Source organism: Streptomyces sp. NPDC056527 (assembly GCF_042794475.1).
GTDB lineage: Bacteria > Actinomycetota > Actinomycetes > Streptomycetales > Streptomycetaceae > Streptomyces.
In genome coordinates this window covers 40,433-67,093 of sequence record NZ_JBHTTQ010000034.1, presented here as the reverse complement: position 1 = coordinate 67,093, position 26,661 = coordinate 40,433, and the positions used below count along the sequence as shown (strand labels likewise).

Annotated in this window: 27 protein-coding genes; 8 read left to right on the top strand and 19 right to left on the bottom strand. The window is 71.9% G+C overall.

Annotated elements, in window-relative coordinates; translation table 11 throughout:
• Positions 1-225: 225 nt before the first annotated feature.
• The 11 genes from ACFQ7Q_RS18635 to ACFQ7Q_RS18585 form a co-directional block, all read right to left on the bottom strand.
• A complete protein-coding gene (locus ACFQ7Q_RS18635) occupies positions 226-1,488 on the bottom strand; it encodes a tyrosine-type recombinase/integrase (protein WP_383556163.1) in 1,263 nt (420 codons plus the stop codon).
• Complete coding sequence (locus tag ACFQ7Q_RS18630; protein ID WP_383556161.1) at positions 1,488-1,685, bottom strand: helix-turn-helix transcriptional regulator; 198 nt, start codon at positions 1,683-1,685, stop codon at positions 1,488-1,490. The genes ACFQ7Q_RS18635 and ACFQ7Q_RS18630 overlap by 1 nt, the downstream gene beginning before the upstream one ends.
• A gap of 2 nt (positions 1,686-1,687) precedes the next feature.
• The gene (gene repSA, locus ACFQ7Q_RS18625; RefSeq protein ID WP_383556159.1) at positions 1,688-3,073 is read right to left on the bottom strand and encodes a replication initiator protein RepSA; all 1,386 of its coding nucleotides are present in this window, start codon (positions 3,071-3,073) and stop codon (positions 1,688-1,690) included.
• Positions 3,074-3,176: 103 nt separating this feature from the next.
• Positions 3,177-3,368 (bottom strand): hypothetical protein, encoded by a 192-nt coding sequence (locus ACFQ7Q_RS18620; protein ID WP_383556156.1) that lies wholly within the window; start codon positions 3,366-3,368, stop codon positions 3,177-3,179.
• A gap of 5 nt (positions 3,369-3,373) precedes the next feature.
• Positions 3,374-3,562 (bottom strand): hypothetical protein, encoded by a 189-nt coding sequence (locus tag ACFQ7Q_RS18615; RefSeq protein ID WP_383556154.1) that lies wholly within the window; start codon positions 3,560-3,562, stop codon positions 3,374-3,376.
• A 92-nt stretch (positions 3,563-3,654) separates the two neighbouring features.
• Complete coding sequence (locus ACFQ7Q_RS18610) at positions 3,655-4,002, bottom strand: SpdD-like protein (protein ID WP_383556151.1); 348 nt, start codon at positions 4,000-4,002, stop codon at positions 3,655-3,657.
• Between the two features lie 11 nt (positions 4,003-4,013).
• On the bottom strand, positions 4,014-4,172 hold the full coding sequence (locus tag ACFQ7Q_RS18605) for a hypothetical protein (protein ID WP_376440169.1): 159 nt from the start codon (positions 4,170-4,172) through the stop codon (positions 4,014-4,016).
• A 20-nt stretch (positions 4,173-4,192) separates the two neighbouring features.
• Positions 4,193-4,384 carry a mobile element transfer protein gene (locus tag ACFQ7Q_RS18600; protein WP_383556147.1) on the bottom strand — a complete coding sequence of 64 codons (192 nt, stop codon included), beginning with the start codon at positions 4,382-4,384 and terminating at the stop codon, positions 4,193-4,195.
• A 14-nt stretch (positions 4,385-4,398) separates the two neighbouring features.
• Complete coding sequence (locus ACFQ7Q_RS18595) at positions 4,399-5,094, bottom strand: DUF2637 domain-containing protein (RefSeq protein ID WP_383556144.1); 696 nt, start codon at positions 5,092-5,094, stop codon at positions 4,399-4,401.
• 84 nt (positions 5,095-5,178) lie between these two features.
• The gene (locus ACFQ7Q_RS18590) at positions 5,179-6,534 is read right to left on the bottom strand and encodes an FtsK/SpoIIIE domain-containing protein (protein WP_383556141.1); all 1,356 of its coding nucleotides are present in this window, start codon (positions 6,532-6,534) and stop codon (positions 5,179-5,181) included.
• A 2-nt stretch (positions 6,535-6,536) separates the two neighbouring features.
• Positions 6,537-6,869 (bottom strand): hypothetical protein, encoded by a 333-nt coding sequence (locus ACFQ7Q_RS18585; RefSeq protein ID WP_383556139.1) that lies wholly within the window; start codon positions 6,867-6,869, stop codon positions 6,537-6,539.
• Between the two features lie 162 nt (positions 6,870-7,031).
• Between ACFQ7Q_RS18585 and ACFQ7Q_RS18580 the strand changes: the two genes are divergently transcribed.
• On the top strand, positions 7,032-7,763 hold the full coding sequence (locus ACFQ7Q_RS18580) for an XRE family transcriptional regulator (protein WP_383556137.1): 732 nt from the start codon (positions 7,032-7,034) through the stop codon (positions 7,761-7,763).
• 34 nt (positions 7,764-7,797) lie between these two features.
• Positions 7,798-8,268: an NUDIX hydrolase gene (locus ACFQ7Q_RS18575; RefSeq protein ID WP_383556134.1), complete on the top strand. Its 471-nt coding sequence runs from the start codon at positions 7,798-7,800 to the stop codon at positions 8,266-8,268.
• Here ACFQ7Q_RS18575 and ACFQ7Q_RS18570 read toward each other — a convergent pair.
• Complete coding sequence (locus ACFQ7Q_RS18570; RefSeq protein ID WP_383556131.1) at positions 8,256-8,816, bottom strand: HD domain-containing protein; 561 nt, start codon at positions 8,814-8,816, stop codon at positions 8,256-8,258. The two genes, ACFQ7Q_RS18575 and ACFQ7Q_RS18570, sit on opposite strands and share 13 nt — an antisense overlap.
• A 242-nt stretch (positions 8,817-9,058) precedes the next feature.
• Between ACFQ7Q_RS18570 and ACFQ7Q_RS18565 the strand changes: the two genes are divergently transcribed.
• The 5 genes from ACFQ7Q_RS18565 to ACFQ7Q_RS18545 all read left to right on the top strand — a co-directional run bounded on the left by ACFQ7Q_RS18565 (position 9,059) and on the right by ACFQ7Q_RS18545 (position 13,749).
• Entirely contained in the window at positions 9,059-9,475 is a 417-nt protein-coding gene (locus ACFQ7Q_RS18565) for a hypothetical protein (protein ID WP_383556128.1), read from the top strand.
• A 393-nt stretch (positions 9,476-9,868) separates the two neighbouring features.
• On the top strand, positions 9,869-10,684 hold the full coding sequence (locus tag ACFQ7Q_RS18560) for a sulfite exporter TauE/SafE family protein (protein ID WP_383556125.1): 816 nt from the start codon (positions 9,869-9,871) through the stop codon (positions 10,682-10,684).
• Between the two features lie 310 nt (positions 10,685-10,994).
• Complete coding sequence (gene ettA, locus ACFQ7Q_RS18555) at positions 10,995-12,659, top strand: energy-dependent translational throttle protein EttA (protein ID WP_383556123.1); 1,665 nt, start codon at positions 10,995-10,997, stop codon at positions 12,657-12,659.
• 2 nt (positions 12,660-12,661) lie between these two features.
• Entirely contained in the window at positions 12,662-13,084 is a 423-nt protein-coding gene (locus ACFQ7Q_RS18550) for an acyl-CoA thioesterase (RefSeq protein WP_383556121.1), read from the top strand.
• Positions 13,081-13,749, top strand: coding sequence for a hypothetical protein (locus ACFQ7Q_RS18545; protein ID WP_383556118.1), 669 nt, complete (start codon positions 13,081-13,083; stop codon positions 13,747-13,749). The genes ACFQ7Q_RS18550 and ACFQ7Q_RS18545 overlap by 4 nt, the downstream gene beginning before the upstream one ends.
• Before the next feature lie 68 nt (positions 13,750-13,817).
• On the opposite strand, the gene ACFQ7Q_RS18540 is transcribed toward ACFQ7Q_RS18545, so the two are convergent.
• The 4 genes from ACFQ7Q_RS18540 to ACFQ7Q_RS18525 all read right to left on the bottom strand — a co-directional run bounded on the left by ACFQ7Q_RS18540 (position 13,818) and on the right by ACFQ7Q_RS18525 (position 21,435).
• The gene (locus tag ACFQ7Q_RS18540; RefSeq protein ID WP_383556116.1) at positions 13,818-14,780 is read right to left on the bottom strand and encodes an ABC transporter ATP-binding protein; all 963 of its coding nucleotides are present in this window, start codon (positions 14,778-14,780) and stop codon (positions 13,818-13,820) included.
• Positions 14,777-17,569, bottom strand: a complete 2,793-nt coding sequence (locus ACFQ7Q_RS18535; protein WP_383556114.1) for an FtsX-like permease family protein — start codon at positions 17,567-17,569, stop codon at positions 14,777-14,779. Before ACFQ7Q_RS18535 ends, ACFQ7Q_RS18540 begins: the two co-directional genes overlap by 4 nt.
• Complete coding sequence (locus tag ACFQ7Q_RS18530) at positions 17,569-20,904, bottom strand: FtsX-like permease family protein (RefSeq protein ID WP_383556111.1); 3,336 nt, start codon at positions 20,902-20,904, stop codon at positions 17,569-17,571. Before ACFQ7Q_RS18530 ends, ACFQ7Q_RS18535 begins: the two co-directional genes overlap by 1 nt.
• A gap of 126 nt (positions 20,905-21,030) precedes the next feature.
• Entirely contained in the window at positions 21,031-21,435 is a 405-nt protein-coding gene (locus ACFQ7Q_RS18525; protein WP_329120479.1) for a globin, read from the bottom strand.
• 102 nt (positions 21,436-21,537) lie between these two features.
• On the opposite strand from ACFQ7Q_RS18525, the gene ACFQ7Q_RS18520 reads away from it, so the two are divergent.
• Positions 21,538-22,515: a methyltransferase domain-containing protein gene (locus tag ACFQ7Q_RS18520; RefSeq protein ID WP_383556108.1), complete on the top strand. Its 978-nt coding sequence runs from the start codon at positions 21,538-21,540 to the stop codon at positions 22,513-22,515.
• A gap of 27 nt (positions 22,516-22,542) precedes the next feature.
• Here the strand turns inward: ACFQ7Q_RS18520 and ACFQ7Q_RS18515 are convergent, their stop codons facing one another.
• The 3 genes from ACFQ7Q_RS18515 to ACFQ7Q_RS18505 all read right to left on the bottom strand — a co-directional run bounded on the left by ACFQ7Q_RS18515 (position 22,543) and on the right by ACFQ7Q_RS18505 (position 26,661).
• A complete protein-coding gene (locus ACFQ7Q_RS18515) occupies positions 22,543-23,778 on the bottom strand; it encodes an FHA domain-containing protein (protein WP_383556106.1) in 1,236 nt (411 codons plus the stop codon).
• A gap of 41 nt (positions 23,779-23,819) precedes the next feature.
• Positions 23,820-25,148 carry a VWA domain-containing protein gene (locus ACFQ7Q_RS18510; protein WP_383556104.1) on the bottom strand — a complete coding sequence of 443 codons (1,329 nt, stop codon included), beginning with the start codon at positions 25,146-25,148 and terminating at the stop codon, positions 23,820-23,822.
• A 61-nt stretch (positions 25,149-25,209) separates the two neighbouring features.
• A complete protein-coding gene (locus tag ACFQ7Q_RS18505; RefSeq protein ID WP_383556172.1) occupies positions 25,210-26,661 on the bottom strand; it encodes a protein phosphatase 2C domain-containing protein in 1,452 nt (483 codons plus the stop codon).

The window sequence follows — 26,661 nt, the reverse complement described above, 5'->3', positions numbered from 1 at the left end:
GTGCGCACCGCGCACCGGGGCCGTCTCGCTCTGTCCTGGGTGACCGAGGGCGACCGACGGTGACGGATCCGCTACCGGGGTGATCCGGGAACCCGCAGGTCAGCGGTTCCCCCGGGTACTGGTTCGCTCCCAGGGGTGGCGGTCAGGCAAGATGGGGTGTTTCTCTCCGATCGAGGGCACAAAACAGCCCCTCACCAGCAGGTTTCCCGCCGATGAGGGGCCGTGTCAGGCAGCCTGGGCCGTCTCTGGGCCGTCGTGAGCGTGACCGGCGGCCCGGTACATCGCGGAGATGGCCTTCCGGGTCCGCGTCTCGCTGCTCGGCATCAGGTGCGTGTACACCCGGAGCGTGAACCCTGGGTCGCTGTGCCCGAGATAGAGACTCAGCGCCTTGATGTTCTCGCCGGCGTCCAGGAGGACGGAGGCGTAGAAGTGCCGCAGCGCATGCATCCCGTGCTCGCGGGCGGCGGCGTAGCGGTGCCCCTTCTCGGGGATGGGGATGATCCCGGCAGAGGCGAGCGCAGGCTTCCACGTCTGGTCGTTGAAGGCGTTGCTCCAGAGCGCGGTGCCGGCGGCGGCCGTGAAGACGAGCTGGTGTGTCACCTTCGGCCCGCTCGGCGTCAGCCAGGGCAGGGTGACGTCGACGGGAGGGAAGCGCCTCATGTGCTCCTGGAGGGCCGCCGAGACCTCAGGGTCGAGCGGCACGTCCCGGAGCTTCCCGCGCTTGGGCGGAGCGAACACGAGCCCACCACGCACCTTCTTGACCTGCTGCCGCACGTAGAGCCAGCCGAGGTCACCGATGTTGTCGACCGCCAGGCCGAAGATCTCCCCTTGCCGGAGGCCGCACCCGCCACCGACGTCTGCAACGGCCTGGAACCGCTCAGGAAGTCCCGCACGCACCCCGAAGACCTGAGCGGCAGACCAGGGATGAACCCGAGTCGGCGCCGGCCGAGGAGCCTTGACCGAGCGGGCCCGGCACGGGTTGGAAGCGAGGAGCCGGTCATCCACGGCAGCGTTCAGCACCGAGGACACCGCGTCGAAGATCAGCCGCCGGTACGAGGCTGACCCCACGGTCTCTTCCAGCTGTCGGCCCCAGTCGCGGATGTGCTCCGCCTGGAACGAGCCGATCGGACGGCCCCCGAGGTACGGCAGCGCATGAAGCCGCAGGCGCCCCTCCACGGCGGCACGGCTGCTCAGATCGGTGGTGAGCGCGGCGATCCAGCGCTCGGCGTACTCCCGAAAGGTGGTCCGACTGGCCTTGGGGTCGATGTACTGACCGCGCGCCATGTCGGCTTCGATGTTGGTCAGCCAGAGGTCGGCCAGGCGCTTCTGCTTGTCCGGGAAGCTCTTGCTCTTCTCCGTACCATCGGGCCCGATGTAGCGGGCGCGGTAGCGCATACCCGTGCCATAGCGGTCCGTCTTGACCTTGACCGGCTTGCCGTCGGGGCCGGTCTCGACCCGGAACCAGCGGTCCTGGATGTGACCGGCCATCAGGCGGCAGCCCCTTCCATTTGCGACTCGACCCACGCACGAATGTCGTTGGGGTCGAACCGCACGTGCCGCCCGACACGGAAGCCTCGGGGCCCAACGCGCTTCCGGCGCCACTGGTAGATGGTCTCGATGGGGACGCCGAGGAGTTCGGCGACGTCGGCCGGGGTCAGGTACCGGTCGGGGAGGCTCTGCGGCATGGTCACCACTCCTTCTCGTCAGGTAGTGCGCGTAGGGCTTCGCGGGCGGTCTCGCGGTTGAGCTGGATGTCCCGGGCGATGGACGCGGCAAGGGCTGCTTCGCCGGGGGTGTGGCCTTGGCCGGCATAGGCCCAGGAGGCGAGGACGAGGACGGTGTCCGGTTCAATGTCGTCGAGTCCGCGGGCGGTGCGTTCTTGAGCGGCGCGGTACTCGGCGCGGGTCTGTCGTAGCTCGCTGAGAGTGGTCGAGTACTGCCGGGACTTGGAGCTGAAGTGGCCGCGGAAGCCGAGCATGTGGGCCCAGGCCATCAGGCGCCGGTCGGGGTAGAGCGGTTCGAGGTCGAAGCAGGCTTCGACGAGGCGGCGGGTGTGGTCGGGGACTCCCAGGAGTAAGAGCGCTTCGCGGTTGCCGATGCGGCGGTCGAGGCTGCCGGTGGTCTCGGCGGCTTTGGTGGCGTACTTGGCGATGTAGGAGGCGACGGCCTGTTCTGTGATGTCGGAGCCGTCCCCGAAGGCTTTGACGGGTCGGATGTCGAGCTGGGTGCCCCAGCGAAGGCGGCGTAACGGCTGGTCGCCGGCGGCGGGGACGGTGACGGTCGTGTAGGCGTGGGCGGCAGCGGCCTGGATCGCGTTGGTGAGCAGTTCGGTGGTGGCCCAGTGCGGGGGCGGTGAGTCCGGGCCGTCGGGTCCGTCGAGGCGGATCACTGCGTGGAAGTGGACAGCTCCGCGCTTCTGGAATTCGGCGACCTTCCCGTAGGAGAGCCGGACGACCTCCTTGAGAGCGCGTTGGGAGAGTCCGGCGGATGCGGCGATCTCCCGGCGGAGCCGTTTGGCGAAGCGGTCCCAGAGCTGTCCGGCGTGGTTGTTGAAGAGCACGGCGCCGGCGTAGTCGTACGACTCGGGGTCGAGCGGAGTACCCAGCTCGGGCGAGTCCTCGGGATGGCGGGTGCCGCAGTGGCAGGCCCGGGTGCCGGGGCGGTTGTGGACGGGGCCGAAGGACGGCGCGGTGAGGGTGAGGAAGACCCGGGGGTGGTCCCGTACGGCGGCGGGGATGTCGCGGCGGTCGTCTCCTGCGAGGCCGGCGCGGATGAGGTGATAGGTGTCTCCGGCGTACGTCCAGGCGCAGGCGGGGCAGCGGGAAGCACGGCGGTTGCCACAGGCGACCCGAAGCCGCCCACCCGGCTCGGTCTCGGTGGAGTAGCGGTGCAGAGTCTCACCACTGGTCTTGTCCTGGGCCAGCGTCCAGCCGGTCAGGTGAATCGGGTTCGAGCATCCACCGGTGCGGTGGATCTGGTCCTTCCAGCGGTCGAAACCGGGAGCCCCGGCCACCCGAAGCATGTCGCTCAGGGTGGCCGGGTCCAGGCCCGCCAGTGTGGCGGTGTCGTTCACCAGCGCCGCCCCTTCTGTGCGGCGGCGATCTTCTTCACCGTGTCGTCGGAGTCAGCAGGGTCGGAGTACGTGCGAGTGAAGGGCATCCGGATTTCCACGGCAGTCACTTCCCTTCCTGGCTGTGGGCCTGCTTGTGGGCGGTGTAGTCGTCGACCAGGCCGCGGACGTTGTCGTCGCCGGTCGCGCTGCCGGTCTGGCCGCAGCCACACGCGTATGAGCCGACTGCCGGAACGCTGGGCGAAGGCTTGACCACGTGGAGACCCGGACTGGCAGGGGTGGGTGTCAGCTTCGACATGCCGTTCACCGCCCGGCCGGGATCGTGAGCGGGTGGCGGACCAGGCGGGTGCCGGTGCCGTGGCAGGTAGGGCAGTGGGCGGTGATGGTGCGGAGGTGGCCCGAGTGGTCGCGGCCGCCGAGGGTGATGGCGACGGAGGCGTGTCCGTCGCAGTTCGAGCAGATCCGGGCCGGGGTGTGGTTGTGGTGGGCCATGATGGGCGGGTTCCTTCCGGTTCTGTGGATCGGACAGGGGGCGTGGCTCCCGGGCGGCGGAGACTTGGCGGTTGAGGCCGCCCGGGGGCCGGTCAGCGCTTGTGCTGGCCGTTGAGGAGCGAGCGCAGGACGACGGCGCAGACGGCGACCGAGGCGGCGCTGATGGCGACGGCGAGGAGCATGGAGACCAGGACCGTGCCGACGATCAGGACGACGCCGGCACCACCGGCCACGACCGTGACGAGGCCGGTCGGCGTGAGCCGGACGGCCGGCACCTGAACTCGGGGCGGGGCCGAGGCGGGCGCCGGGGCGTGGTCGTGGTTGCAGGCCATCGGCTGAACGTCGTTGCGGGGCTCGATGTCGGTCGTGGTGGTCGGCTGGACGAGCGGGGTGACGAGGCCGGTGGGGAGCGGGTTGACCGGGATGCGCGGTCGGAGCATGGCGGTTCTCCCTACTGGTTGATGGTGTTGTCGATGAGTGGGGCGAGGACGCTGTCGGCGAGGAGGTAGCCGCCGAGGAGGATCACGGCGACGAGCCACCAGGGCGGGCGGATGAGCTTGATGCCGAGGGCGCCGACGACGATCAGGGCGAGCCAGAGCGGGACGTCCATGACGCGGGTCTCCTTCGCGGTTAGCGGGGCTGGCAGCGGTGGGTGCGGGCGGCGAGCTGGGCGGCGGACTGGTTGGAGTAGTCGGCGGACCAGCCGCAGTCATCGGCGGTGCAGGCGGCGGCGTGCTTGGTGCGTCCGTGGCGGTCGCGGTGGGTGCCGATCTGCACGGGGCCGATCCGCATCACGGAGTGGAAGAAGTCGCGGGCAGGCATCGGGCGTTCTCCTTTCAGGCGAGTTGTGCGGCGATGGCGTCGGCCATCACGGGCGGGACACCGAGGCGGGCGCGCAGGGTGTCGGTGTCGATCGGCGAGCCGGTGCGGGACTGGTGCTCGTCGGCGACCTTCCGGGCGTGGGCGACCAGCGCCGGCGGAACAGCCACAGCGGGCGGAGCGGGGATGGGCTCGGGTGCCGGGTCGGGTTCGACGGTGGGCAGAGCCGGGACGGGAGCGGGCTCGGGTTCCAGCTCGGCAGTGTCGTCTCGCTCGACGACCGTTTCGGCCGCCGGAGGCTCCACGGGGTCCGCGGCAGCGGTCCTCGGCTCTGCCGTGGGGGCCGGGGTGTGGACGAGGAGGGTGCCGCCGAGGAACGCGAGGGCGGGCCATCCGGCGACCAGGATGCGCAGCCAGTCGGGGACGTGGCCGAGGTCAAGGAGGCCGGCGGTGGCGACGTTCGCGCCGAGTGAGGCGGCCAGGGCCACGGTGAACCAGGTCCAGGCCGAGCGGGCGGAGGCGCCGGCGGCCCGCAGGGTGCGAAGGCGGCGCCAGGCGGCGACCAACAGGAGGTCGACGGAGACGGGGTAGGCCCACGCCTTCCAGCCCGTCTGTCCGGCGGCTGCGGCAAGGTCGTGCAGGTGGGCGAAGGACAGGGCACCGGCGATCACGGCCTGTACGAGGACGGCGTCCGGTCGGAGCGTGGGGCGCATCGCGGGTCCTCCTTCCGGTTTCGGGCATGGGTGGGGTAGGGACGTGGCGTGAGGCGGTCACGCCGACCGGTGGGGCGGGGTGTGTCAGGCGAGCGCGGGAGCCGTATCGGCTGCCGGGGCGGGGGCCTTGACCAGGCTCGGCAGGGCGGGCCGGAAGGCGTCCAGCGCGGGGATCTCCGGGGTGCGGTGCGCGTGGGCGTTGCAGGTGTTCACGGCCCGGCGGAGCGTGAGGTGCGGGGTGCGGATGCGGACCCAGCCGCCGGAGGAGTCACCGGCAACCGCGGTTCCGGGGCGGTCGGTGCGGATCTGGATGGTGGCGAGGACGGCATCCGGGGAGACATCGCCGAAGGCCATGTTCGCCGAGGTCTCGTCGTTGACGCGGTGGGCGGTACGGCCGGTGAGCTGGGCTCGGAGCATGGTGATCCCCTTGCCGAGTTCGGAGCCGAAGCGCTGCCCGCAGATCTCCAGATAGATCCCGGCGGCGCGGCCGAGCTGGGCGAGCCGCACCAGCGCGGTGATGATGCGGTCCCGGCGCTTCTCTTCCTCCTTCGTGGCGAACAGGGCGAGTTCAGCGACCTCATCGACCAGCAGCACGATCGGGGTCGGGCGCAGGTGGTCGGGCAGGTCCCAGATGTCGGCCGTGATCTCCGCATCCGGGACGTCGGCACTCAGCCGCTGCTCGCGGCGGATGAGCTGGTAGACGTCCACCATGTGCTCGACGAGCGCATCCAGTAGTTCAGCCGCGGTGTCCGGGTTGTCAGCCAGCGCGGTGAACCGGCGGGCGAGCGGGGCGAGTTCCACACCCTGCTTGCAGTCGATGCCGACCAGGGCGACGTCCTGCGTGGCGAGGCTGGCCACGAGGTTGCGCTGATAGACAGACTTGCCGGACTGGGTGGCGCCGACGTTCAGTGCGTGAGGACTCTGCCGGTAGTCGCGGTAGTAGACCTCTCCGTCCTCCCGCATGGCGACCGGCACCCGCATCACCCCACCACCAGCGAGAGCAGGCATCTGGACGCGCTTGAGGACGTCATAGCCGGTCATCCGCAGCTCGACCACACCCGACTTGATCTCCCGAGTGGTGACGTTCTGCATTCCGTACGAGTGCCGCATCCGGTCCGAAGCGGCGGAGAAGTCGAACGCGTCCTGACCAGGCCGCAGCTTCACCCGCAAGACCAGGCCGGTCCGGGTCGGCCGCAAGCGCAGAATCCGAGGGGCCCGCGGCTCCGGGACGGGCCGGTTCGCCATCCGGGCCAAGGCGAGGCGGAATCGGGACGGCGGGACAGTCAGCCCACAGGCGTCCATGACCGAGGAGTACCGGACGAGGACCCGGACTACGGCGAAGAAGATGCCGAAGGTCATCCAGTACCAGGCCGGTCGCTGCCACTTCAGCACCAGCGCGACCGTGGCGACCAGCGCCAGCGTGACCGTTAAGGCGTTCACGGTCAGGCCGCCTTCGCGGCGGTCAGCGGGGTGACGGCGACCGCACGGAAGGCGATTCCGTGGCGGCCATCCCGCTCCCACGGCCGGGCGATTACACCAGTGAGTGCGACCGGGGTGCCCATGGTCAGGTCATTGGAGACGCCGGTCTGCGGGACGGTCAGGCTCAGGATCTCGGCGTTGCCGTCCATGACGAACATGACGTCGACCGTCATGAGCGTGGCGCCGGTCTCGCGGTCGGTCGCGATCTCACCGGTCTGCCGGTTCGCGATCTTCGGGGTCGGGGGCTGGGCCACCATCGCCATCGCGGTGGACGTGTCGACGGGAATCTGACGCATCGTCTTGTCTCCTGAGATCGAGGCTTGTTCGAGACCGCTCGTTCGGCGGCGAGATCAGAAAACCGCAGGAAGTGATGGACGCATCACGGCCCGTATGGACGTTTGGGGACGTCTGAGCTATCGTCAAAACGTCCCTGACGTCCTAGGGGAGGACGGTACGAAATGGCGAACGAGCGTCTTCGCGCGACGATTTCGGCGAAGGGCGAGACCATCCAGTCGCTGGCCCAGCACGTAGGGGTGGACGCCAAGAGCGTCGAGCGGTGGATCACGATGGACCGGACTCCACACCGCGGACACCGCTGGAAGGCGTCGAGCTTCCTGGGAGTCGATGAGGTCTACCTCTGGCCTTTGGTCTCCAAGCAGGCAGAGACAGCCAGCACGTCAGAACTGGTCACGTACTACCCGCATCGGGGAGCGGTGCCGGCTGCACTCTGGTCCTCACTCATCGAGCAGGCCACCAGCCACGTCGAGATCCTGGTGTACGCAGGACTGTTCCTGTTCGACAGCCACCCCGACCTGCCGGATCAGCTCTCGGACAAGGCCAACGCGGGCGCACAGGTCCGGATCCTTCTCGGCGACCCTGAATCCGAGATGGTCCGCCAGCGCGGCGACGAGGAAGGCATCGGGAGTGACCTTGCAGCTCGCGCCCGTATCACCCGCCGATACCTCGAACCGGCAACCAAGACACCGGGTGTCGAGGTGCGGCTGCACGACACGATCCTCTACAACTCGATCTATCGATTCGATGACGACGTCCTGATCAACCCGCACGTCCTCGGGGCGCCGGCCGGACAGAACCCGATGCTGCACTTCCGCTACATCCCCGGAGCCCGGACGTTCCGGCACTACATGAAGAGCTTCGACTACGCGTGGGAGCTTGGTACTCCGTCATAGCCGCATTCGGCCATGGTCATGCGACGCTGGAGGTATGGCCCGCATCGATCACTTCAACGACCCGAACGCCCCGAAGGCGAACAGCATCGTTCCGTCTGTCACGGCCGTCGCTCTCAACGAGGCCGGGGCTGTGCTGCTGATCCACAAGACGGACAACGACCTGTGGGCTCTGCCCGGAGGGGGCGTCGATGTCGGCGAGTCCGTTGCCGCGGCCGCTGTGCGCGAGACGAAGGAAGAGACCGGGTTCGACGTCGAGGTGACCGGACTGGTCGGTCTCTACACCAACCCGGCTCACGTCATCGCGTACGACGATGGCGAGGTGCGCCAGCAGTTCTCCATCTGCTTCACCGTGAAGATCACCGGCGGCGAGTTGCGCACGAGCAGCGAGAGCAAGGAAGTTGCCTTCGTCATCCCGGAACGGCTCGACGAGCTGAACATCCATCCGTCGATGCGGCTGCGGATTGACCGCGCCCTGTCCGACGAGACCGAGCCTTACATCGGCTGATCGGCCAGCCTCGCGAGGGTTCGCCCGACGGCGGCGCCCAGGTAGGGCCGAGCCTTGCTGATCGCGGTGTGCACCTCACTGCCCGGTTCGTACCGGACAAGGATCTCGTCGATGCGCCGGTCAAAGTCGAAACGCTGGCCGGCCGGTCCCGTGGTCATGTCGGCGAAGATCAACGCATCGAGGACCGGGGAGTCTTCCCGCTCGTACACAGCGAGTTCTGCAGATAGCCCGCGCTGCTCGGCTTCGTATACGGCGCCAGAGTGATGAGCGACGAGCCGTACGAGGCGGTCGGGAGCACCGAGCGATGCAAGGTGTCGGGCGCCGTCAAGCGGGTGGAAACCCGTATCGCGCAGCTCGGGCGCATATCCGATGTCATGGAGCCATGCCGCAGCGACGAGTAGATCGCGTTCTCCTTCGGGGAGAGCCTTCGACGCCGCTACAGCCCGAGCCGCAACAGCTTGGGTGTGCAGCCAACGATTCCCGAGCGGCGGCAACAAGGATTCGGCCAGCTCAGCCGCTCCGAGGGGCGTATCCAGTGCAGAAGGCATGAACGGCACGGTAGCCCAACGAGCAGACGCCCCGACAGGCCAGCCGAGGGCCAGGGGGTGGGTGCGGTGAGAGTTTCTCTACTTCATCAAGACCCGCGCACGGCGCGGGAGCGCGCCGCCTTTACGGCGGGACCGCCGCCACTGTCTTCGCCAGCGGCGGCCCCGCCCGGCGGCGCGCTACGTGCAGCGGGCAGGCTAGAAACGATCTCCCGCCTAAGCGGAGCCGCGGGCAGCCTTGCCCCATGGAGACCTCCGCAGCGCGTACAGCCTTCCGCGTCACGTTCAGCGACTACCACCAGGACCCGAACGACACCGATGTACTCCGCCGAGCCGTGACGGTCCACGCCGACCGGCTCACCTTCGACAACACCCACCTCACGCTCTGGCTCACCGGAACCGAGGTCGGCCACTTCTCGCTCGACATCATCGAATCGGTACACCCCGAGGCCGACCCGGGCAGGCAACGGGAATCGCCCGAAGAACTCCGTGCCCGATACCCCAAGATGGGCCACTCCTGGACCCAGGAGCATGACGCGCAACTACTCGCCCGCTACCAGCAAGGGGAGCGGGACCTCGAAGCCCTGGGGGAGCAGTTCGGCCGTAAGCCCAGCGCCGTCCGGTCCCGCCTGGCCAAGCTGGGCCTGGAAAGCCTCGGCTGACCCCGGAAACGCGCTGCGGGGATGGGAGCCGCTGGTCAAAGACATGCCTCCGGCGGGGGCCTCAGGCTCCGGGATGGCGGGGGCGCCGTACGCGGGTGCCGGCCGGTGGAGTGTGGCGGTGGGGAACTCCCATCCCGTCTGCCATCGACCCAGGACAAGCCGAGCAGACACGGCACCGGGCGTCCAGGTCGTTCGTACAGTGGCGCGCTCCACCTGGACGCCCGGCACCGCGCCCGCTCCACGGTGTGTGGGCCGACGGCAGACGGGATGGGAGTTAGGGGTGGGTGGTGGCTCGGACGAGCCGACGAACGGACGGAGGGCCTTCGGTGCCTTCCCCCGAACTGCGAGCCGGTTCGTAGCCTGCGGCAGGAGCCAGGCGCGAGGATGCCCGTCATGGCCACTGACCAGGACCTCATTCCTGCCCGCGCGACACGATCCCTGCCCCTGGTGTTCGGGGCGGGAGCCTCCGTGGGGGTCCTCGGAGGAATGATCGGGCTGGGCGGTGCCGAGTTCCGCCTGCCGTTGCTGATCAGTCTCTTCGGGTTCGCAGCTCTCTCGGCGGTCATCCTGAACAAGGCGATGAGCCTGGTCGTCGTCCTGGTCGCTCTTCCCGCCCGACTCGTGGCGGTACCGGCCGCGGAGGTCGCCGCGAAGTGGCCTATCGCGGTCAACCTGCTGGCCGGAAGCCTGCTGGGGGCCTGGGCGGGAGCGTCCTGGGCAATCCGGATGCGCAGCGCGACCCTCTACAAGGTGCTCGCCGGGCTGATGGTGCTCATGGCCGCAGCCCTGCTCATCACGCACAACACCACGCTCGGGACACTCTCCCTGCCGCTGTGGGCTCAGATTCCCAGTGGGGTCGTAGCCGGATTCGGCATCGGAGTGGTCGCCGCCATCATGGGAGTGGCCGGCGGCGAGCTGCTGATCCCGACGATCGTGCTGCTCTTCGGAGCCGACATCAAAACGGCCGGAAGCCTCTCCCTCGTGGTGTCCCTGCCGACCATGCTCGTTGCCTTCGCGCGCTACAGCCGGGACGGCAGCTTCTCGGTGCTCCGTGCCAATCTCCGCTTCACCGTGGTCATGATCGCTGGATCGGTCACCGGAGCTGTCCTGGGCGGCCTGCTGCTCGGGGTGTTCTCGGACCAGGTCCTCATTCCCGCGCTCGCCCTGATCCTGCTCGTCTCAGCGGCCAAGCTCGCCCGGCACGACTAGCCCACTGCGCCGTGCCCGATCCGTGCCCGTACGGAGGGGGAAGAGCGGGGGAGGCGGGCAGCAGGGGCTCCCCGGCAGAGGGCCGAAACGGCCCGCCCGCAGTCTGCGAGCGGCGATGGCTGGGCCGTCTGTGGGCCGTACGAGGGGGCTCAGAGGTGACTGATGGCGACCAACGGTGACAGGTCGACTACCGGGGTGATTCGGGAAGTCGCAGGTCAGGGCGTCCACCGCCTACTGGTTCGCTCCCAGGGGTGGCGGTCAGGCAAGATGGGGTGTATCTGCCCACTCACTCTTTGCCGGACGGTTTCTCTTGGCTGAGTACATCTACACGATGCGCAAGACGCGCAAGGCGCACGGCGACAAGGTCATCCTCGATGACGTGACGCTGAGCTTCCTGCCCGGTGCGAAGATCGGTGTGGTCGGCCCGAACGGTGCCGGTAAGTCCACCGTCCTCAAGATCATGGCCGGTCTTGAGCAGCCGTCCAACGGTGACGCCTTCCTGTCGCCCGGCTACACCGTCGGCATGCTGCTCCAGGAGCCGCCGCTCGACGAGTCCAAGACCGTCCTCCAGAACGTCCAGGACGGCGCCGCCGAGATCATGGGGAAGCTTCACCGCTTCAACGAGGTCGCCGAGCTCATGGCGACCGACTACTCGGACGCGCTGATGGAGGAGATGGGCAAGCTCCAGGAGGACCTGGACCACGCCAACGCCTGGGACCTCGACGCGCAGCTCGAGCAGGCCATGGACGCGCTGGGCTGCCCGCCCGGTGACTGGCCGGTCGTCAACCTCTCCGGTGGCGAGAAGCGCCGCGTCGCGCTCTGCAAGCTGCTCCTGGAGGCGCCCGACCTGCTCCTCCTCGACGAGCCCACCAACCACCTGGACGCCGAGTCCGTGCAGTGGCTGGAGCAGCACCTCGCCAAGTACCCCGGCACCGTCGTCGCCGTCACCCACGACCGGTACTTCCTCGACAACGTGGCCCAGTGGATCCTGGAGCTCGACCGTGGTCGCGCCCACCCCTACGAGGGCAACTACTCCACCTACCTGGAGAACAAGGCCACCCGCCTCAAGGTCGAGGGCCAGAAGGACGCCAAGCGCGCGAAGCGTCTGAAGGAAGAGCTCGAGTGGGTGCGGTCGAACGCCAAGGGGCGTCAGGCCAAGTCCAAGGCCCGTCTCGCTCGCTACGAGGAGATGGCCGCCGAGGCCGACAAGATGCGGAAGCTGGACTTCGAGGAGATCCAGATCCCGCCGGGCCCGCGCCTGGGCTCCATCGTCGTCGAGGTCAACAACCTCTCGAAGGCCTTCGGCGACAAGGTCCTCATCGACGACCTCAGCTTCACGCTGCCCCGTAACGGCATCGTCGGCGTCATCGGCCCGAACGGCGCCGGCAAGACCACGCTGTTCAAGATGCTGCAGGGTCTGGAGACCCCGGACTCCGGTTCCGTCAAGGTCGGCGAGACCGTCAAGATCTCGTACGTCGACCAGAGCCGCGCCAACATCGACCCCAAGAAGACGCTGTGGGCCGTCGTCTCCGACGAGCTGGACTACATCAACGTCGGCCAGGTCGAGATGCCGTCCCGTGCGTATGTGTCCGCCTTCGGTTTCAAGGGGCCGGACCAGCAGAAGCCGGCCGGCGTCCTCTCCGGCGGTGAGCGCAACCGCCTGAACCTCGCGCTCACCCTCAAGCAGGGCGGCAACCTGCTGCTCCTCGACGAGCCGACCAACGACCTCGACGTCGAGACCCTGTCCTCGCTCGAGAACGCGCTCCTGGAGTTCCCGGGTGCGGCCGTGGTCATCTCCCACGACCGCTGGTTCCTCGACCGGGTCGCGACGCACATCCTCGCGTACGAGGGCGAGTCGAAGTGGTACTGGTTCGAGGGCAACTTCGAGTCCTACGAGAAGAACAAGATCGAGCGGCTCGGCCCGGACGCGGCCCGTCCGCACCGTGCCACGTACAAGAAGCTGACCCGAGGCTGAGCGTGCGTCACATCTACAGCTGTCCCCTGCGCTGGTCGGACATGGACGCCTTCGGGCACGTCAACAACGTCGTCTTCCTGCGGTACCTGGAAGAGGCGCGGATCGACTTCATGTTCCGGCTGGCACCGGGCGACGGTTCGCCGTCGTTCTCCGGCGGGTCCGTCGTGGCCCGGCACGAGATCGACTACGTACGGCCGTTGGTCCACCGGCACGCGCCGGTGACCATCGAGTCGTGGGTGACGAAGATAGGCGCGGCGTCCCTGACGATCGCGTACGAGATCAAGGACCCGGACGTGACGTACGTACGGGCCTCCACGATCGTCGTCCCCTTCGACCTGGAGGCCCAGCGGCCGCGCCGTATCTCCGCCGAGGAGCGCTCGTTCCTCGAGGAGTACATGGACGACGGGATGACGGCCGCCGCATGATCGCGCCGCTGCACTTCGCCGACGCCAGGGAGGCGGCGGACCTCGCCGCCTTCCTGGCCCGGCTGATCCACTACGACCGCGCCGCCGCCGTCCGCCTCCAGGCGGGGGGCGGGGCGCTGGCCGTGTTCGGTCGGCCGCCGTCGTTCGAGGTGCTGGCCATCCGCACGGCGCGGCTGGTCGACGAGGTGGAGCTGGACGTCACGGTGTCGGCCGGTGAACTCCTCGAAGGCGTCGAGGAGTCGGCCGGCAAGGCCGTCGTCCCCGACGCCGTCACGGGACCGCCGTGGACCGGGGTCCTGCCGCCGCGGGGCGGCTGGGAGCCGGTGACCGGAATGCCGGGAGTCGCGGCACTGCGCGGCGCGGTGGCAGCCGCCGTCTCCGAATTCCGGGCGCGGGACGAGGAGTTGCCCGAGGAGCGCCGGACGCGGGCGGAGCGGGACCGGATCGGCCGCGACATCTGGTCGCGGACGGTCGCGGACACCGGGCTTCCGCTGCGGGCCGTGCACGCGGCGCAGTCCCTCGGTTTCCTGCCCCCGCACGAGGTCCCGGTGGCGCTCCTCGCCTCGGGCCCCTGGCTGCGCCTGCGCACCCCGTACGGCTCGATAGCCCTGCGTACGGTCCCGATGTCGCTGACCGTCGCCCCGACCTCACGGCACAGGCACTGACCTTCGGACGAGCCGCGTGACCCGTCCCTCGGCGCGTGGCGAACTCCGCCGGGGGTGAGCGCGGCCCGTCACCCGGCCGCGCCCTCCGGGCCCTTGTCGTCCGGCCACACCCCGATGTGATCCTGCTCCAGCTCCAGCATCACGCGATGCTCCATGCCCAGCGTCTCCGTGTACTCCGCCGGGAGTTGCAGCCGCCCCGCACGGTCCAGCATCGCGTACTCGCGCGCCACCAGGGACTCCTGGCCCTCCGCGTCGACCTCCGTGCGGCGCAGGACCTCCGAGGAGGTGCGGCCGTCGCGGATCGCGACCGTGCGGCGGACCTCGGAGGCGACGGCCTGGTCATGGGTGACGATCACGATCGTCGTGCCCAGCTCCTCGTTGGCGCGGCGGAAGGCCGCGAAGACCTGTTCACCCGTCGCCGAGTCCAGTTCACCGGTCGGCTCGTCCGCCAGCAGTACCGAGGGGGAGTTGGCCAGGGCGACCGCGATCGCCACCCGCTGCTGCTGCCCGCCGGACATCTGGTGCGGGCGCCGGTCCCGGCAGTCCGCGACGTCCAGCATCGCCAGCAGCTCCTCCGCCCGTTCGCCCTTCCGCCTCGCTCGGCCTCGGCCGCCGCGCAACTGCATCGGCAGGGCCACGTTCTGCGCCGCCGTCAGATACGGGAGAAGGTTGCGCGCCGTCTGCTGCCAGACGAAGCCCACCACGTCGCGCCGGTACCGAAGCCGCGCCTTGGCGTCCATGGCCAGCAGATCGCAGCCGGCGACCTTCGCCGCGCCGGCCGTGGGCACGTCGAGGCCCGCCAGGATGTTCATGAGGGTCGACTTGCCGCTGCCGGACGCCCCGACCAGGGCCATCAACTCGCCCTCCTTCACCAGGAGGTCGAGTCCCTGGAGCGCCTGCACCTCCACGCCGTCCGTGGTGAAGATCCGTACGAGCCGGTCGCAGGCGATCAGGGCGTCGTGCCCGTACGAGGGCCGGTCGCGGTGTGCGGTCGCCCGCTGCTCCAGCTCGGCGAGGCTGATGTCGGTCATCGTGCGTCTCCTGCCCTGAGTTCCTTGATCGAGCCTGTGCGTGCGGACCACCACGCCTGAAGGACGGCGGCCACCCCTGTCAGGACCACCACGCCCAGCGCCGGCAGCGCCAGCGACCACGGGTCCGCCCTCAGGGTCGCGTCGTCGAGGACGCCGAAGCCCGGCGCCGCCGCCAGCGAGAGCCGGACCAGATCCACGCCCGGCCCGAGCAGCAGGATCGTCGCCCAGCCGACGAGCGTGCCGCCGACCGCGGCGAGCAGCGCCTGCGGCAGCGCCTCCAGCCCGAGGAGCCGCCGGCCCTGCCGCCGGGTCAGGCCCATGGTCCGCAACCTGGCCAGGAGCGTGGCCCGTTCCGGCGCGGACTGCATCAGCGACAGCAGCACGGCGAGCACCGCGTAGCCGGCGCCAGCGCCGATCGCCGCCAGGTAGATCCGCTCGGCGCCGGACTGCATGGGCGAGTCCACATAGGTGGCCCGTCGCTCGGTCCGCAGCACCACCGAGAAGTTCGGGGACTTCGCCGCGACCGCGGCCCGCAGCGCCTTCCCGTCGACCGAAGGGCCGTACGCCAGCAGCGCGGTGTCCGCCCGGTTCGTCAGGTCGGCGGCGTTGACGAGCAGGAAGTCCCCGCCGGGCAGAGCCGGGGTGGCGGCCCGTACCGCCACGATCCGCACCTTGAACTCACCCGCGGCCGCCGTCACGCTCTGCGGCTCGCCGCCCAGCCGCGCCGCGACCGCCGGGGAGGCGATGGCCGGCAGGACCCGGTCGTGGTCGATCCGGCCGCCTGTGCCGGTGGACTTCAGCAGGCCGGCGGGGAAGGGGCCGAAGCCGGTCTGCCGGGCGAGACGGGTGTACGACTCCGGTTCCACCCCCACGAGGGGCACGGACCGCGCCTCCTGCGTACGGCCCGTCCCTGCGGGAAGCGGCAGGCCGTACTCGATCTGGACCGGGGCCACGTCCCGTACCCCCGCCGACCCGCGCACCGCCGTCGCCAGTCCGGCCGGCAGCGGCATCCCGTCGGTGTTCCCGGTGATCCGTGCGTCCGCGCCCGTCTCCAGGAGCGCGGCCCGGTCGCGGGCGTCGGCGACCCCGGCGAGCACCGAGCCGCCGAACGCGGCGGTCGTCAGCGCCACGAGCAGAGCGAGCAGCGGCAGCGCGCCGGTCGCCGAGGAACGCCCGGCCCGGGCGAGCGACAGATATCCCACCGCCCCGCGCAGCCTGCGCGCCGGACGGGCCGCCCACCGCAGCGGCAGCGGATACAGCCGTACGAGGACCAGCGCGGCGATCAGCGCGACCAGCACCGGGGCCGAGCTCACGAGATAGTCCCCGGAATCCTCCGTGCCGCGTCGGCGCAGCGCCACGACCGCGCCGACGGCCAGGACGAGCACGGTGAGTTCGGCGACGGTGCGGCCCCGGGAGGGGCGGGCGTCGACCAGGTCCTGGCGCCCTCCGTGCGTGAGCGGCCTGCGGTGCAGGAACAGCGCGCGCAGCGGCAGCGCCAGCGTGGCCAGGAGCGCGACCGCGCCGGCGGCGGCCAGGGCCGGCAGGAAGCGGGCGCCGGGGAGGACGACCGTCGCGAGCAGCAGACCCAGCCCGGCGGCGGGCAGGGCCAGGACCGCCGTCTCGCCGAGCAGCCGGACCCCGATGCCCGCGAGCGAGCCGCCGCGCGAGCGCAGCAGCGCCAGCTCGGTGGCGCGCCGGGCCGCGAACAGGCCGCCGGTCATGGCGAGGACGACTGCCGCGACCGCGCCGATGCCGAACGCGGCGACGGCGACGACCGGGGCGATCGCCGTACGCATCCCGCGGTAGGCGCCGACGACCTCGTCGAGGTCGGTGTCGACCTCGCCGTTGCGGCCGATCGCCTCTCGGACCTGCACCAGGCCCGGGCCGCCGGACATCGAGGCGACCGCCTCTCCGAACCGGGACGTGTCCTGCGCGGTGAGATGGCCGGAGGCGGGCGCGAGGCGCCAGTAGAGCTCCGGCTCACCGCTGCCCGTCAGGAGCACGGGGCCGCCGGCGGGCGGGAGCAGCAGCGCGGCCTGCCAGTAGAACTGTTTGCCGTCGCCGCGCGGGACCACGGCGTAGACGGGGGACCGCAGGAGGGGTTCCACGGACCAGTAGGCGCCCGCGGGCCGCACCGGGTCCACGATGCCGGTGATGGTGACGGCGAGCGGGGTCGAGGAGAACTTGGCCGGCACGTGCACCACCGAACCGACCTCCAGTCCCAGGGACTTCGCCGTCGACGCGGTGACGGCCGCCTCGCTCGTGCCCTTGACCGCGTCGGCGTGGGCGGGCAGCCGGCCCTCCCGTACCGTCGTGTGCTCGGCGAGCCCGGACGGTGTGGCCATCGTGAACTCGGGTGCTATCCCGAACGGCCGGGGAAGCCAGGGGTCGAGTCCGGTGACCCGCTTCGTGGTCCGCACCCCGTGCACGGACTCCCGGGGGTCGGAGCGCAGCGGCCGCGGCAGCAGCTCCTCCAGCGCGGCGCGGTCCTTGGCCAGCCGCTCGGGCTCGATGCCGCCCTCCGCGGGCACCCGCGGAAGGAGGGTCGTGATGCCGAGGACCGCCTTGGCGGGCGCGGCGGTGGCGACGTCGTGCCGCAGCCCCTCGGTCTCGTACCCGTCCACGGTCCGGGGGAGGGCGGCGGCGAGGAAGGCGGTGACCAGGACGAGGAGCGCGAAGGCCCATGCGGTCCCGGGGGCGGTCCGCAGCCGGGTCCGCACCCAGGGCGCCACGGCGCGGGCGGGCTTGCGGGGCATGGCGGTCGCCTTCCTGCCGGGTGCGGTACGCATCACTGGTCCCCCTGGTGGCGCAGGGTCACGGCCGGGTCGGTGCGGCGCAGCGCGATCGCGGCGACGATCAGCAGCGGCAGCGCGGCGACCCCGGCGAGCAGCAGGGCCACGTGTCCGGGCGGGAGTTCGACGAGGACGCGGGGGACGGGCCGGGTCGCCTGTCCGGTCAGGACGACCAGCGGGACGACGGCCCGGGTCAGCACGGCGCCGAGGGCGACGCCCACCAGCAGGCCGATGCCGACCAGCAGTCCCTGTTCGGCGGCGATCAGCCGGGCCAGCTGGCGGCGCGGGGCGCCGAGCGCCCGCAACACCCCGAACTCGGCCGAGCGTTCACGGGTCGAGCCGGCCGCGCTGACCGCGAACCCGACGGCCGCGAGCGCCGCGGCGGCCGCCGCCACCGCCATCAGCGCGGCGTTGGGTCCCGCGCCGAGCGGGTCGCCCAGCAGCTCGGCGGCGGCCTCGTCCCGTACGAGCACCTGGCCGGGATCGGCGTCCGGGCGGGCACGCAGCGCCCGGGCGACCTCGTCGGTCCGGCCGGGCGCGGCGGTCAGCCACCACTCGGTGGGCGGCAGGGTCGCGGTGCGGTCGTCGGCGAGGTACTGGTTGGCCGCGTGCAGGTCGAGGAGGAGAGCGCCCCCGTCGTCGGGCGTGGCGGACGGTGCGGTCGCGGACACGGTCCCAGCGCCGCTGCCGGTGGTGGGCAGCTCCCGGACGCTGTCGACGATCGTCACCCGCAGGCGCAGGCCGGCGAGCGACACCTCCACCTCGTCGCCCTTCTTCGCCCCCGCCGCCGTGAGGAAGGCGTCGCTCGCCACCCCGGACAGCGTCTTCGGCGGGGCGGGCCGAGGGGCGGCGATCCGTACGCTGAAGTCCTCCGTGCCGTCGAAGAGATCCGTCCGGGAGACGCCGTCGACGTCGAATCCGACGGAGAACGGCGCGGCGCCGCCCGGGCCCCGGGTGAGCGGGGTCGGATCCTGCCACTCGCCGTTCGACGTCGTCCGGTACCCCGCGGTCCAGGAGGCGAAGGAGCGGGCGATGTCGAGCGGACGCCCGGCGCCGCGCTCATCGAGGGAGACGAGCCGCTCGACGGCGAGGGTCTGGCGCCCGCCCGGGCCGTCGGCGCTCCGCCCGTCCAGCTCCACGCCGGTCAGGTGCAGCACCCCGCCGGCCGCCGGGCCGGTCCCGTCAGGGCCGAGGTCGAGGGCGAGCCGGTGCGGCTTGCCGTCGGCGGGCAGCGGCCCGAGGAGCTGACGGTACGGAACGCCGTGCCGGTCCTCCAGGACGACCGTCACCTGGAGCGTCGCCGCGCCGGGCGGCGCCGTGCGCCGCAGGTCGAGGGCGAGGCCGCGGCTGCCGGGGGGCAGGGCGACCCCGGGGCGCGGGGCGTCCTTCGGGGCCAGGGAGGTCAGCAGGGCGGAGGTGGGGCGGTCGGCGAGGTCGTCGCGGAGCAGGAAGCCGTCGGCGGCATGCCGTGTGTCCAGGGCGAGGACGGTCGCGGTCCGGTTCTCCGCGAGGTCCGTGGTGGCGCGGTGCGCGGGGGCGGCCGAGGCGAGCCCGGGCACCGCGGCGTACCGCCCGGCCTGGGTGGGGTCGGGGGCGCCGCCGGTGAGGATCCGGAGTGCCGTTCCCGTACGGAAGTCGGCCCGGTCCTCCTGCGAGCGGTCCCAGGAGGCGCTCTGCCCGATGGCGAGCATCCCCATCGCGACGGCGAGGACGAGCAGCAGCACCGGGCCCGCGCCCCGCAGCGGCCGGCGGCTGAACTGCCAGCCGGCGAGTGCGGCCGGCAGTCCGCGGCCGCCTGCGGCGCGCCGCTCGGCGAGCCTGGCCGCCGGAGGCAGCAGCCGCAGGGTCAGGACGGTGCCGGCGAGCAGCGCCAGCGCGGGCGCGGCCACGAGCAGGGGGTCGATGCCGAGGGAGCCCCCGCGGTCGCCGCTGAGCGCACCGGCGCCCCCGGACTCCCCGGTCTGCCGGTCGAGCTGCCAGTAGGCGACGGCGGCGACGAGGAGGAGGCCGATGTCGGCCCCCGCCCGTACGGGCCCGGGCAGCGCGGCCGTACGCCCCTTGCGAAGCTTCACCACCGCGCCGTCCCCGGTGCTGAGCGCGGGCGCCACCACGGCGGCCGCGCAGCAGACGGCGACGAGCGCCGCGACCAGGGACACCTGGCCGAGAGGGGCGTCGTCGAGCCGTAGACCCAGCGCGCCGAGCGAGGACCGGTCGGCGAGCAGCCTGGTCAGCGGACCGGCGAGGAGCGGAGCGATCACGGCGGCGGGCAGGGCGAGCAGCAGCGCCTCGACGGCGGCGAGCGCGGCGATGCGGCGCCGCGAACCGCCGCGGGCCCGCAGCAGCGCGGTCTCGCCCGATCGCTCGGAACTGAGCAGCCGGGCGACGAGCAGCAGGGCGTACGCGGCCAGCAGCACCAGCTGCACGGCGACGATCATCAGAGTGGACCGGGAGACGAGCAGGGCCCGGTCGGTCTCTTCGAGGACGGTGGGAAGCGAGGTGTGCGCGGTGACGGTGGAGCCGAAGCGGGCGGTGTCGGCGGCGAGCGCCTTCGGCTCCGCCGTGGCGGAGGCACTCAGCGCGTCCATCCGGCCGGTGGTGACCCCGGTGAAGTCGGCGGTGGCCAGCCAGGACGTCTCGCCCGTGGTGACCCGGCCGGAGCCGAGGACGGCGGGATCGGCGACCAGCGGGCCGTACGTCGTGAACACGACGGTCTGGACCCCGCGCCCGCCCGCCGGATCCAGCTGCCAGTAGAGGTCGGTGAGGTCGGCGGGTCGGTAGAGGCCCGTGACGCGGGCTGTGACGGGCTTGCCGCCGAGCCGGTCGGTGAGATCGAGTACGGTCCCCGGTCCGATCCGCAGCCGCTCGGCGGCTTCCTCGGGCACGGCGACGTCGACCGCTCCCCCTGCCGCGCCGCCGCGGGGCCAGGCGCCCTTGACGAGCGTGAGGCGCGAACGGTCGAGCGCGGCGATGTGCGTGAGGTCCGGTTCGCCCTGGCGCGCGCCCGGGTCCTGAAGGCTCCGGGGCAGCGCGTACGGGCCCGAGCGCTCCAGCTTCCGCACCTGCACCGGCAGCCCGTCGAAGGTCCGGGCGGCCGCCTCACGCGTCGCCGCGTCCGCGCCGTCCCGTTCGGCCGCCGGCACCTGCGCCGAGACCACCAGCGCGGCGGCGGGCGCGGCCCGGCCCCGCAGGGTGCCCTGGAGGGCGGCATCGCCGATGGAGCCGGAGAAGGCGGCGAGGGCCGCGAGCACGGAGGTGGTCAGCAGCACGGCGAGAAGCGCCGCGGTGAGCAGCAACCGGTGTGCCCTGACGCGCAGAAGTACGAACCCGGTCACCCATCCCCCTGAACCCCACCGAACGTTCATCCGATGCTTTCAGAGGGCACGTGCCTCTGGTAACCGCTTGCACGGGGACCTTGACTCGATCGTGACCGTTATTCGGGGCCACGACACCGGAATGCGTCAGTCCGCAGTGTTCACCATCGACGCCGCCGCGTACGTCAGGTACTTCCACAGCTGGCTCTCGTGCTCGGGCGCCAGACCGAGCTCGTCCACCGCGTCCCGCATGTGCCTCAGCCAGGCGTCGTGCGCCGCTTTGTCGACCGTGAAGGGGGCGTGCCGCATCCGCAGCCGGGGGTGCCCGCGGTGGTCGCTGTAGGTGCGGGGGCCGCCCCAGTACTGGATCAGGAAGAGCACGAGGCGCTCCTCCGCCGGCCCGAGGTCCTCCTCGGGGTACATCGGGCGCAGCAGGGGGTCCTCCGCGACGCCCTGGTAGAAGCGGCGGACGAGACGCCGGAAGGTCTCCTCGCCACCCACCTGCTCGTAGAAGGTCTGCTCCTGAAGTGTGCCGCGCGGAATCTCCATCACCGCTCCATCGTCTCAGATGCCCCGACCGAGGACCGGAGGTCTAGGACCACCGGACTCCCGGGACCGTTCGCCTCCCCATCGCCCGCGCAGGACAGTGGAGGCATGGGCGTTCGGCCGGAGGACGGCTTCGCCGAGGACGGTGCGCGGGCGCGACGGGTTCTCGTACGGGAGATCGAGGCGTACGGCACTCTGCACGACCCCGCCTGGCGCACGGCCTTCTCCGAGGTGCCCCGCCATCTCTTCGTCCCCTGCTACTACGTCTCCGGGACCGGCGGCTACGAGCGGCTCTGGTCCGGCGACCCCGACCCCGGCCGCCGCGCCCGCTGGCTGCACGGCGCCTATCAGGACGAGCCACTGGCCACCCGGGTGCGGGACGGGGAACTGCTCACCTCCTCGAGCCAGCCCTCGCTGATGGCTCGGATGCTGGAGGCCCTGGAGGTACGGGACGGGCAGGACGTCCTGGAGATCGGCGCCGGAACCGGCTACAACGCCGCCCTGCTCAGCCACCGGCTCGGCGCCGAGCACGTCACGACCGTCGATCTCGACGAGGAGACCACCGAATCCGCCCGCGTCCATCTCGCCGCGGCCGGGTACCGGCCCGCCGTGATCACCGGCGACGGCGCCCGCGGCTGCCCAGGCCGCGCCCCCTTCGACCGGATCGTCGCGACCTGCACGGTGCCGTCGATCCCGTACGCCTGGCTCTCCCAGTGCCGTCCCGAGGCGCTCGTGCTGGCCCCGCTCTCCACCGGGCTGATCCTGCTGCGCGTGCGCGACGCCTCCCACGCGGAGGGCCGCTTCCTGCCCACCTCCGCCTACTTCGTCGCGCTGCGCGGCGGCAACGCCCGCTTCCCCCGGCGGCGGCCGATGGGCCTGCCGCGCCAGGTGTTCGACGACGAGCGCTTCCGCTTCCTGCGCACTCTCGCGGAGGACACCCTCGACGCGCGCGAAGCGCTCTCGCTCTGGCAGCGCGAGCGGCGGCCTGAGCGGGAGCGCTTCGGGGTGACGGTGCTCGGGGGCCGGCAGTGGGCCTGGCTGGACGACCCCGAGGGGCCGTACGCCTGGCCACTGCCGAGCGGCTGATCCCGGGGTCGCCGGGACCCCGACCGCCTATCCCCTGCGGACCGTGATCGTCGTCCAGGCGCCGACGTGCACCCGGTCGCCGTCCTGGAGCGGGACGGGGACGTACGGCTGGATCGGTTCTTCACCGCCGTTGATCGTCGTGCCGTTGGTGGAGTTCTGGTCCACCACCGCCCACGAGCCGTCCGGCTGCTGCACCAGCACCGCGTGCTGGTGCGAGACGCCCGGGTCCTCCGGCGGCACGGAGAGGTCGATGTCGGGGGACTCGCCGGTGGAGTGCCGGCGGCGGCCGATGCTGACCTGGTTCCCCTGGAGCGGCAGATGCTGCTCGGGGGAGTAGGCGGGCAGGTTGAGACCCGTGGCCTCCGGACCGCTGCGCTGCATCATCGCCATGAAGTAGTCGCGGTCCGGCCCGATGTACGCCGACCAGCCCGCTGCGGGCCGCTGCGGTTGGTACTGCTGCTGCGGAGGCTGCGGGGCGTGCTGCTGCGGCGGCGCCTGGGGGGCGTGCTGCTGCATCGGGGGCGCCTGTGGCGGAGCCTGGGGCTGCGAGGGCGGCGGCAGCATCCAGTCGTCACCGCCCCCACCGTGCTGCGGCGGGGCGTGCGGAGCGGGCTGCTGAGGCGCCTGCCCGCCGGGCGGCGGGCTCTGGAAGAAGGACGGCGGGGGCTGCGGCGGTCCCTGCTGGAACCCCTGCGGGTGCTGAGGTGCCTGCGGCGGCTGGGGAGCCTGTCCCTGGGGCGGCTGCTGCATCGGCGGACGCTGCGGCGGCGCCTGGTGGTGCGTGGGGTCGGCGGAGAGCGGCTCGGCCGGCCGGTTCATCTGCGAGGGCCGCGAGCTCTGGTACTCGTACGGGTCCTGCTGCTGCGGAGCCTGCGGCTGCGGCGGACGCGGCGGCGACTGGAAGCCCGGCGGCAGATTGAGGCCCGGCGGTGGGCTCTGCTGCGGGGAGGGCGGTGCCACCGGCGTGTACGAGGTCGCCGTGTTGGTCAGGAAGTTCCAGCGGCACTCCTCGCAGAACGGGGCCATGGCCTCGCGCGGGGTGCGGCACTGGGGGCAGAGCTCCGCCTGGGCGGTCGCGTTCGGGTCGTAACCCCCGGGACCCTGTCCGGGTCCGGCCGCGCCCGGGTATCCGTACGCCGGCGGCGGGGGCGGGGGAGGCGGCGGTACGGCACCCGCCGGCGCACCCGCCCCGGCCATGCGGTGGCCGCAGACCTCGCACCAGTCGTCGGAGACCGACTGGTGTCCGTTCGGGCAGGTCGGCATGTCGGTGCTTCCCCCTCTCGTCGTCCGGCCCCCTGGCCGGGCTACTTCTTGACGCGAACCGTCTTGGTGGAGCGGGTCTCGAGAGTCATCTCGTCCGCTTCCGCGACCTTCGCCTTCAAACGCACAGTACCTGTCGCCGCGTCGACGACGTCCACCACCTTCGAAAGCAGTTTCGCAGTGTCCTCGTTGCCCGAGGCGGCCGCCAGCTGCACCGCGCGCCCCAGCTTGGCCGTCGCCCCGTCATGGTCACCGGACTTGCGGGCGTCCAGGCCCTGCTGGATGACCTGCGCCAATTCGGCCTGGCCCGTGTAGTGGGCGACCTGTGGGTTGATGGACGTGGACATCGCCATGTCGTCCGTCCACACCGCCCGGACCAGGCCCTGACCCAGGGTCTGCGGAGTGCCGCCCGCCGGATCGGGGACGATCAGGGAGACCCGGGCCGCGAGCATCTCCTGGCCGATTTGGGCCTGTGGAACGCGGACACAGACGTGATAGTCGCGGGACTCGTCGCCCCAGGATCCTGTCGGGTAGTCACCGGCTCGCGGGGGCACCTCCGTACGGCGCGAGGTCAGGTCCTCGACCGTCGGCGCGACCTGCTTCACGAAGGCGATCTCCACCCCGACCGGGGTCCACAGACGCAGCGCGACATCCGCGACCTCCTTGCCCATGGCGTTCTCCATCATGGTGGTGAAGTCCGCGGAGAGGCCCGTCGGGTCGGCCACGATGTCGGCCGTGCCGAGCAGGGCGGAGGCGATGCCGGTGACCTCCTTGACCTCCCAGTCCGTACCGACGCCACGCGCGTCACAGGTGAACCGGCCCGCACAGGCGTCCAGCGCGCTCCGCAGGTCCTCCGGCGCCTCGTGTTCGTTGCGCCCGTCGGTGAGCAGGATGCCGTGCCGGATCGGCACCTCGGCGGAGGCGAGCAGCCGGTCCGCGAGGGCGAGCCAGGTCCCGATCGCCGTACCGCCGCCCGCGCTCAGCCGGCGCAGCGCGTCCTTGGCCTGGCCACGGGTCGCCGGACCCGCGACGGCGAGGCCACCGTTGCCGGGAAAGACCTCGTTGGCCACATGCGTACCCGCGATCACGGCGAACGAGGTGCCGTCGCGCAGGGCGTCGATGGCGGCGGCCGTCGCCTCCCGCGCGCCGCGCATCTTCGTCGGCGGGTAGTCCATCGAGCCGGAGCAGTCGACCATGATCACCACGGCGGCGTCGGCGCCGGTGCCGCTCAAGGCCGCGCCGCCGCTGGTGCCGCCACCGGTCGAGGCGACCGTGACGATGGCGTTGACCTCACGCCCGCCCTCGGGCAGGAACGCGTTCTGGTACACGTCCACCGAGAACTGCGGCACGTTCGACTTGGAGAAGTTCGCCATGGAATGAGGCTCCTCGACAGACAAGCGTGAAAGGTGAAAGGGGTAGGGCGCAGGCGACCGCTCAGGCCGATCCTGCCCCTTGCGGGGAGAGGGCGAACGGCAGCAGCGCCACTGTTACGTTGTCGTGGCCCCCGCCGTCGAGGGCGTGGCCGACCAGCACCTGGGCGCCGTGCAGCAGCCGTCCGGCGGCGTCCGTCGGCACCACCCGGGCCATGTCCTCCGCGGCCTCCGCGTAGTTCCAGAGCCCGTCGGTGCAGACCACGACCACGCCGGGCCGGTCCGGCTTGAACGCGGCCGTGTGCGGCTCCAGTTCGTACGCGTCGGCGCCCAGCCAGCCGGTGATGGCGTGGGCGCGCTCGTCCGCGTACGCCTCCGCCTCGTTCATCAGCCCCGCGGCGACCATCTGGGCCGCCCAGGAGTCGTCCTGGGTCAGCCTGGCGGGCGGCGAGGTGCGGTCGTCCGGCACCCAGTAGGCCCGGCTGTCGCCGACCCAGCCGACGATCAGCAGTCCGTCGGCGACGACCGCGCCGACGATGGTGCAGGCCGGGGCGTTCTGGTGGCGGTGCGGATCGTGCTCCATGCCACCCTGACCGGGCTCCTCGGCCAGGGAGTTGACCGCCTCGGCGGCGGCGACGATCGCCTCGTGCATCGCCTGCTGCGGGTGGGTGCCGCGGGGCAGGGCGGCGAGCAGCGACTGGCCGGCCGCGCTCGCGGCGGCGGCGGACGCCTCGTCGGGACGGGTCGCCGAGGAGACGCCGTCGCAGACGATCGCCAGGGTGGCGGGGGAGCCGTCGGGGAGCGCGGTGGCGGAGACCGTGAACGCGTCTTCGTTGCGGTGGTGGCGCAGTCCGCGATCGCTGACGGCGGCGACCGCGGAGAGCTCCTGCTCCATGTGGTCGCGCTCGCGGGGCTGGGCGTGCCCGCAGTTCTCGCAGTACCCGTCGGGGTCCACGTGCCCGGCGCGGCAGGCGACGCACAGCTTGGTCCCGGCGGGCGGGGCCGGTGCCGGCGGGGCGGTACGGGGGTCGGGCGCGGCGAGCGTGAAGTCGCCGTCGGAGCCGGGGGAGACGGGCGCCTCGGGGGCGCCCGCGGGGTCCACGGCACCCACGGTGCCTGCGGTCTCGGCGGCGAGTGCCGCGAGTGCGCCGCCGGACGTCGCGGCGGTGTGCGGTCCGTCCGTACGGACCGGGATGGTCGGCAGGTCCCGTGCGGGCCGCGCCGCCGGGACATCCGCCCCCTCCGACGCCTCGGTGGTCGGGAGGTCGCGACCGCCCGAGTCCGTGCCGGGAAGGTCCCCCGGGTGCTGGGTCACCGTCGACAGGGAGCCGGGCTCGCGGGCCGGGGCGTCGGGCCAGCTGACGGGCGTACCGATCGCCACCGTCGGACGGTCCGGCGCCGACGCCGGTACGGCCGACAGGTCGAATCCGCACGCACCGCAGAAGCGGTCGCCCGTGTCCAGCGGCTCCGCGCAGCCGGGGCAGGCCGAGAGATCGTGCTGGGGCTTCTGGGACAT

Bases quoted from the DNA above. Each gene is read 5' to 3' on its own strand.
- ACFQ7Q_RS18635 (WP_383556163.1), bottom strand. From the start codon at position 1,488: ATGGCCGGTCACATCCAGGACCGCTGGTTCCGGGTCGAGACCGGCCCC.
- ACFQ7Q_RS18630 (WP_383556161.1), bottom strand. From the start codon at position 1,685: ATGCCGCAGAGCCTCCCCGACCGGTACCTGACCCCGGCCGACGTCGCC.
- ACFQ7Q_RS18620 (WP_383556156.1), bottom strand. From the start codon at position 3,368: ATGTCGAAGCTGACACCCACCCCTGCCAGTCCGGGTCTCCACGTGGTC.
- ACFQ7Q_RS18615 (WP_383556154.1), bottom strand. From the start codon at position 3,562: ATGGCCCACCACAACCACACCCCGGCCCGGATCTGCTCGAACTGCGAC.
- ACFQ7Q_RS18610 (WP_383556151.1), bottom strand. From the start codon at position 4,002: ATGCTCCGACCGCGCATCCCGGTCAACCCGCTCCCCACCGGCCTCGTC.
- ACFQ7Q_RS18605 (WP_376440169.1), bottom strand. From the start codon at position 4,172: ATGGACGTCCCGCTCTGGCTCGCCCTGATCGTCGTCGGCGCCCTCGGC.
- ACFQ7Q_RS18600 (WP_383556147.1), bottom strand. From the start codon at position 4,384: ATGCCTGCCCGCGACTTCTTCCACTCCGTGATGCGGATCGGCCCCGTG.
- ACFQ7Q_RS18595 (WP_383556144.1), bottom strand. From the start codon at position 5,094: ATGCGCCCCACGCTCCGACCGGACGCCGTCCTCGTACAGGCCGTGATC.
- ACFQ7Q_RS18585 (WP_383556139.1), bottom strand. From the start codon at position 6,869: ATGCGTCAGATTCCCGTCGACACGTCCACCGCGATGGCGATGGTGGCC.
- ACFQ7Q_RS18580 (WP_383556137.1), top strand. From the start codon at position 7,032: ATGGCGAACGAGCGTCTTCGCGCGACGATTTCGGCGAAGGGCGAGACC.
- ACFQ7Q_RS18575 (WP_383556134.1), top strand. From the start codon at position 7,798: ATGGCCCGCATCGATCACTTCAACGACCCGAACGCCCCGAAGGCGAAC.
- ACFQ7Q_RS18570 (WP_383556131.1), bottom strand. From the start codon at position 8,816: ATGCCTTCTGCACTGGATACGCCCCTCGGAGCGGCTGAGCTGGCCGAA.
- ACFQ7Q_RS18565 (WP_383556128.1), top strand. From the start codon at position 9,059: ATGGAGACCTCCGCAGCGCGTACAGCCTTCCGCGTCACGTTCAGCGAC.
- ACFQ7Q_RS18560 (WP_383556125.1), top strand. From the start codon at position 9,869: ATGGCCACTGACCAGGACCTCATTCCTGCCCGCGCGACACGATCCCTG.
- ACFQ7Q_RS18545 (WP_383556118.1), top strand. From the start codon at position 13,081: ATGATCGCGCCGCTGCACTTCGCCGACGCCAGGGAGGCGGCGGACCTC.
- ACFQ7Q_RS18540 (WP_383556116.1), bottom strand. From the start codon at position 14,780: ATGACCGACATCAGCCTCGCCGAGCTGGAGCAGCGGGCGACCGCACAC.
- ACFQ7Q_RS18535 (WP_383556114.1), bottom strand. From the start codon at position 17,569: ATGCGTACCGCACCCGGCAGGAAGGCGACCGCCATGCCCCGCAAGCCC.
- ACFQ7Q_RS18520 (WP_383556108.1), top strand. From the start codon at position 21,538: ATGGGCGTTCGGCCGGAGGACGGCTTCGCCGAGGACGGTGCGCGGGCG.
- ACFQ7Q_RS18515 (WP_383556106.1), bottom strand. From the start codon at position 23,778: ATGCCGACCTGCCCGAACGGACACCAGTCGGTCTCCGACGACTGGTGC.
- ACFQ7Q_RS18510 (WP_383556104.1), bottom strand. From the start codon at position 25,148: ATGGCGAACTTCTCCAAGTCGAACGTGCCGCAGTTCTCGGTGGACGTG.
- ACFQ7Q_RS18505 (WP_383556172.1), bottom strand. From the start codon at position 26,661: ATGTCCCAGAAGCCCCAGCACGATCTCTCGGCCTGCCCCGGCTGCGCG.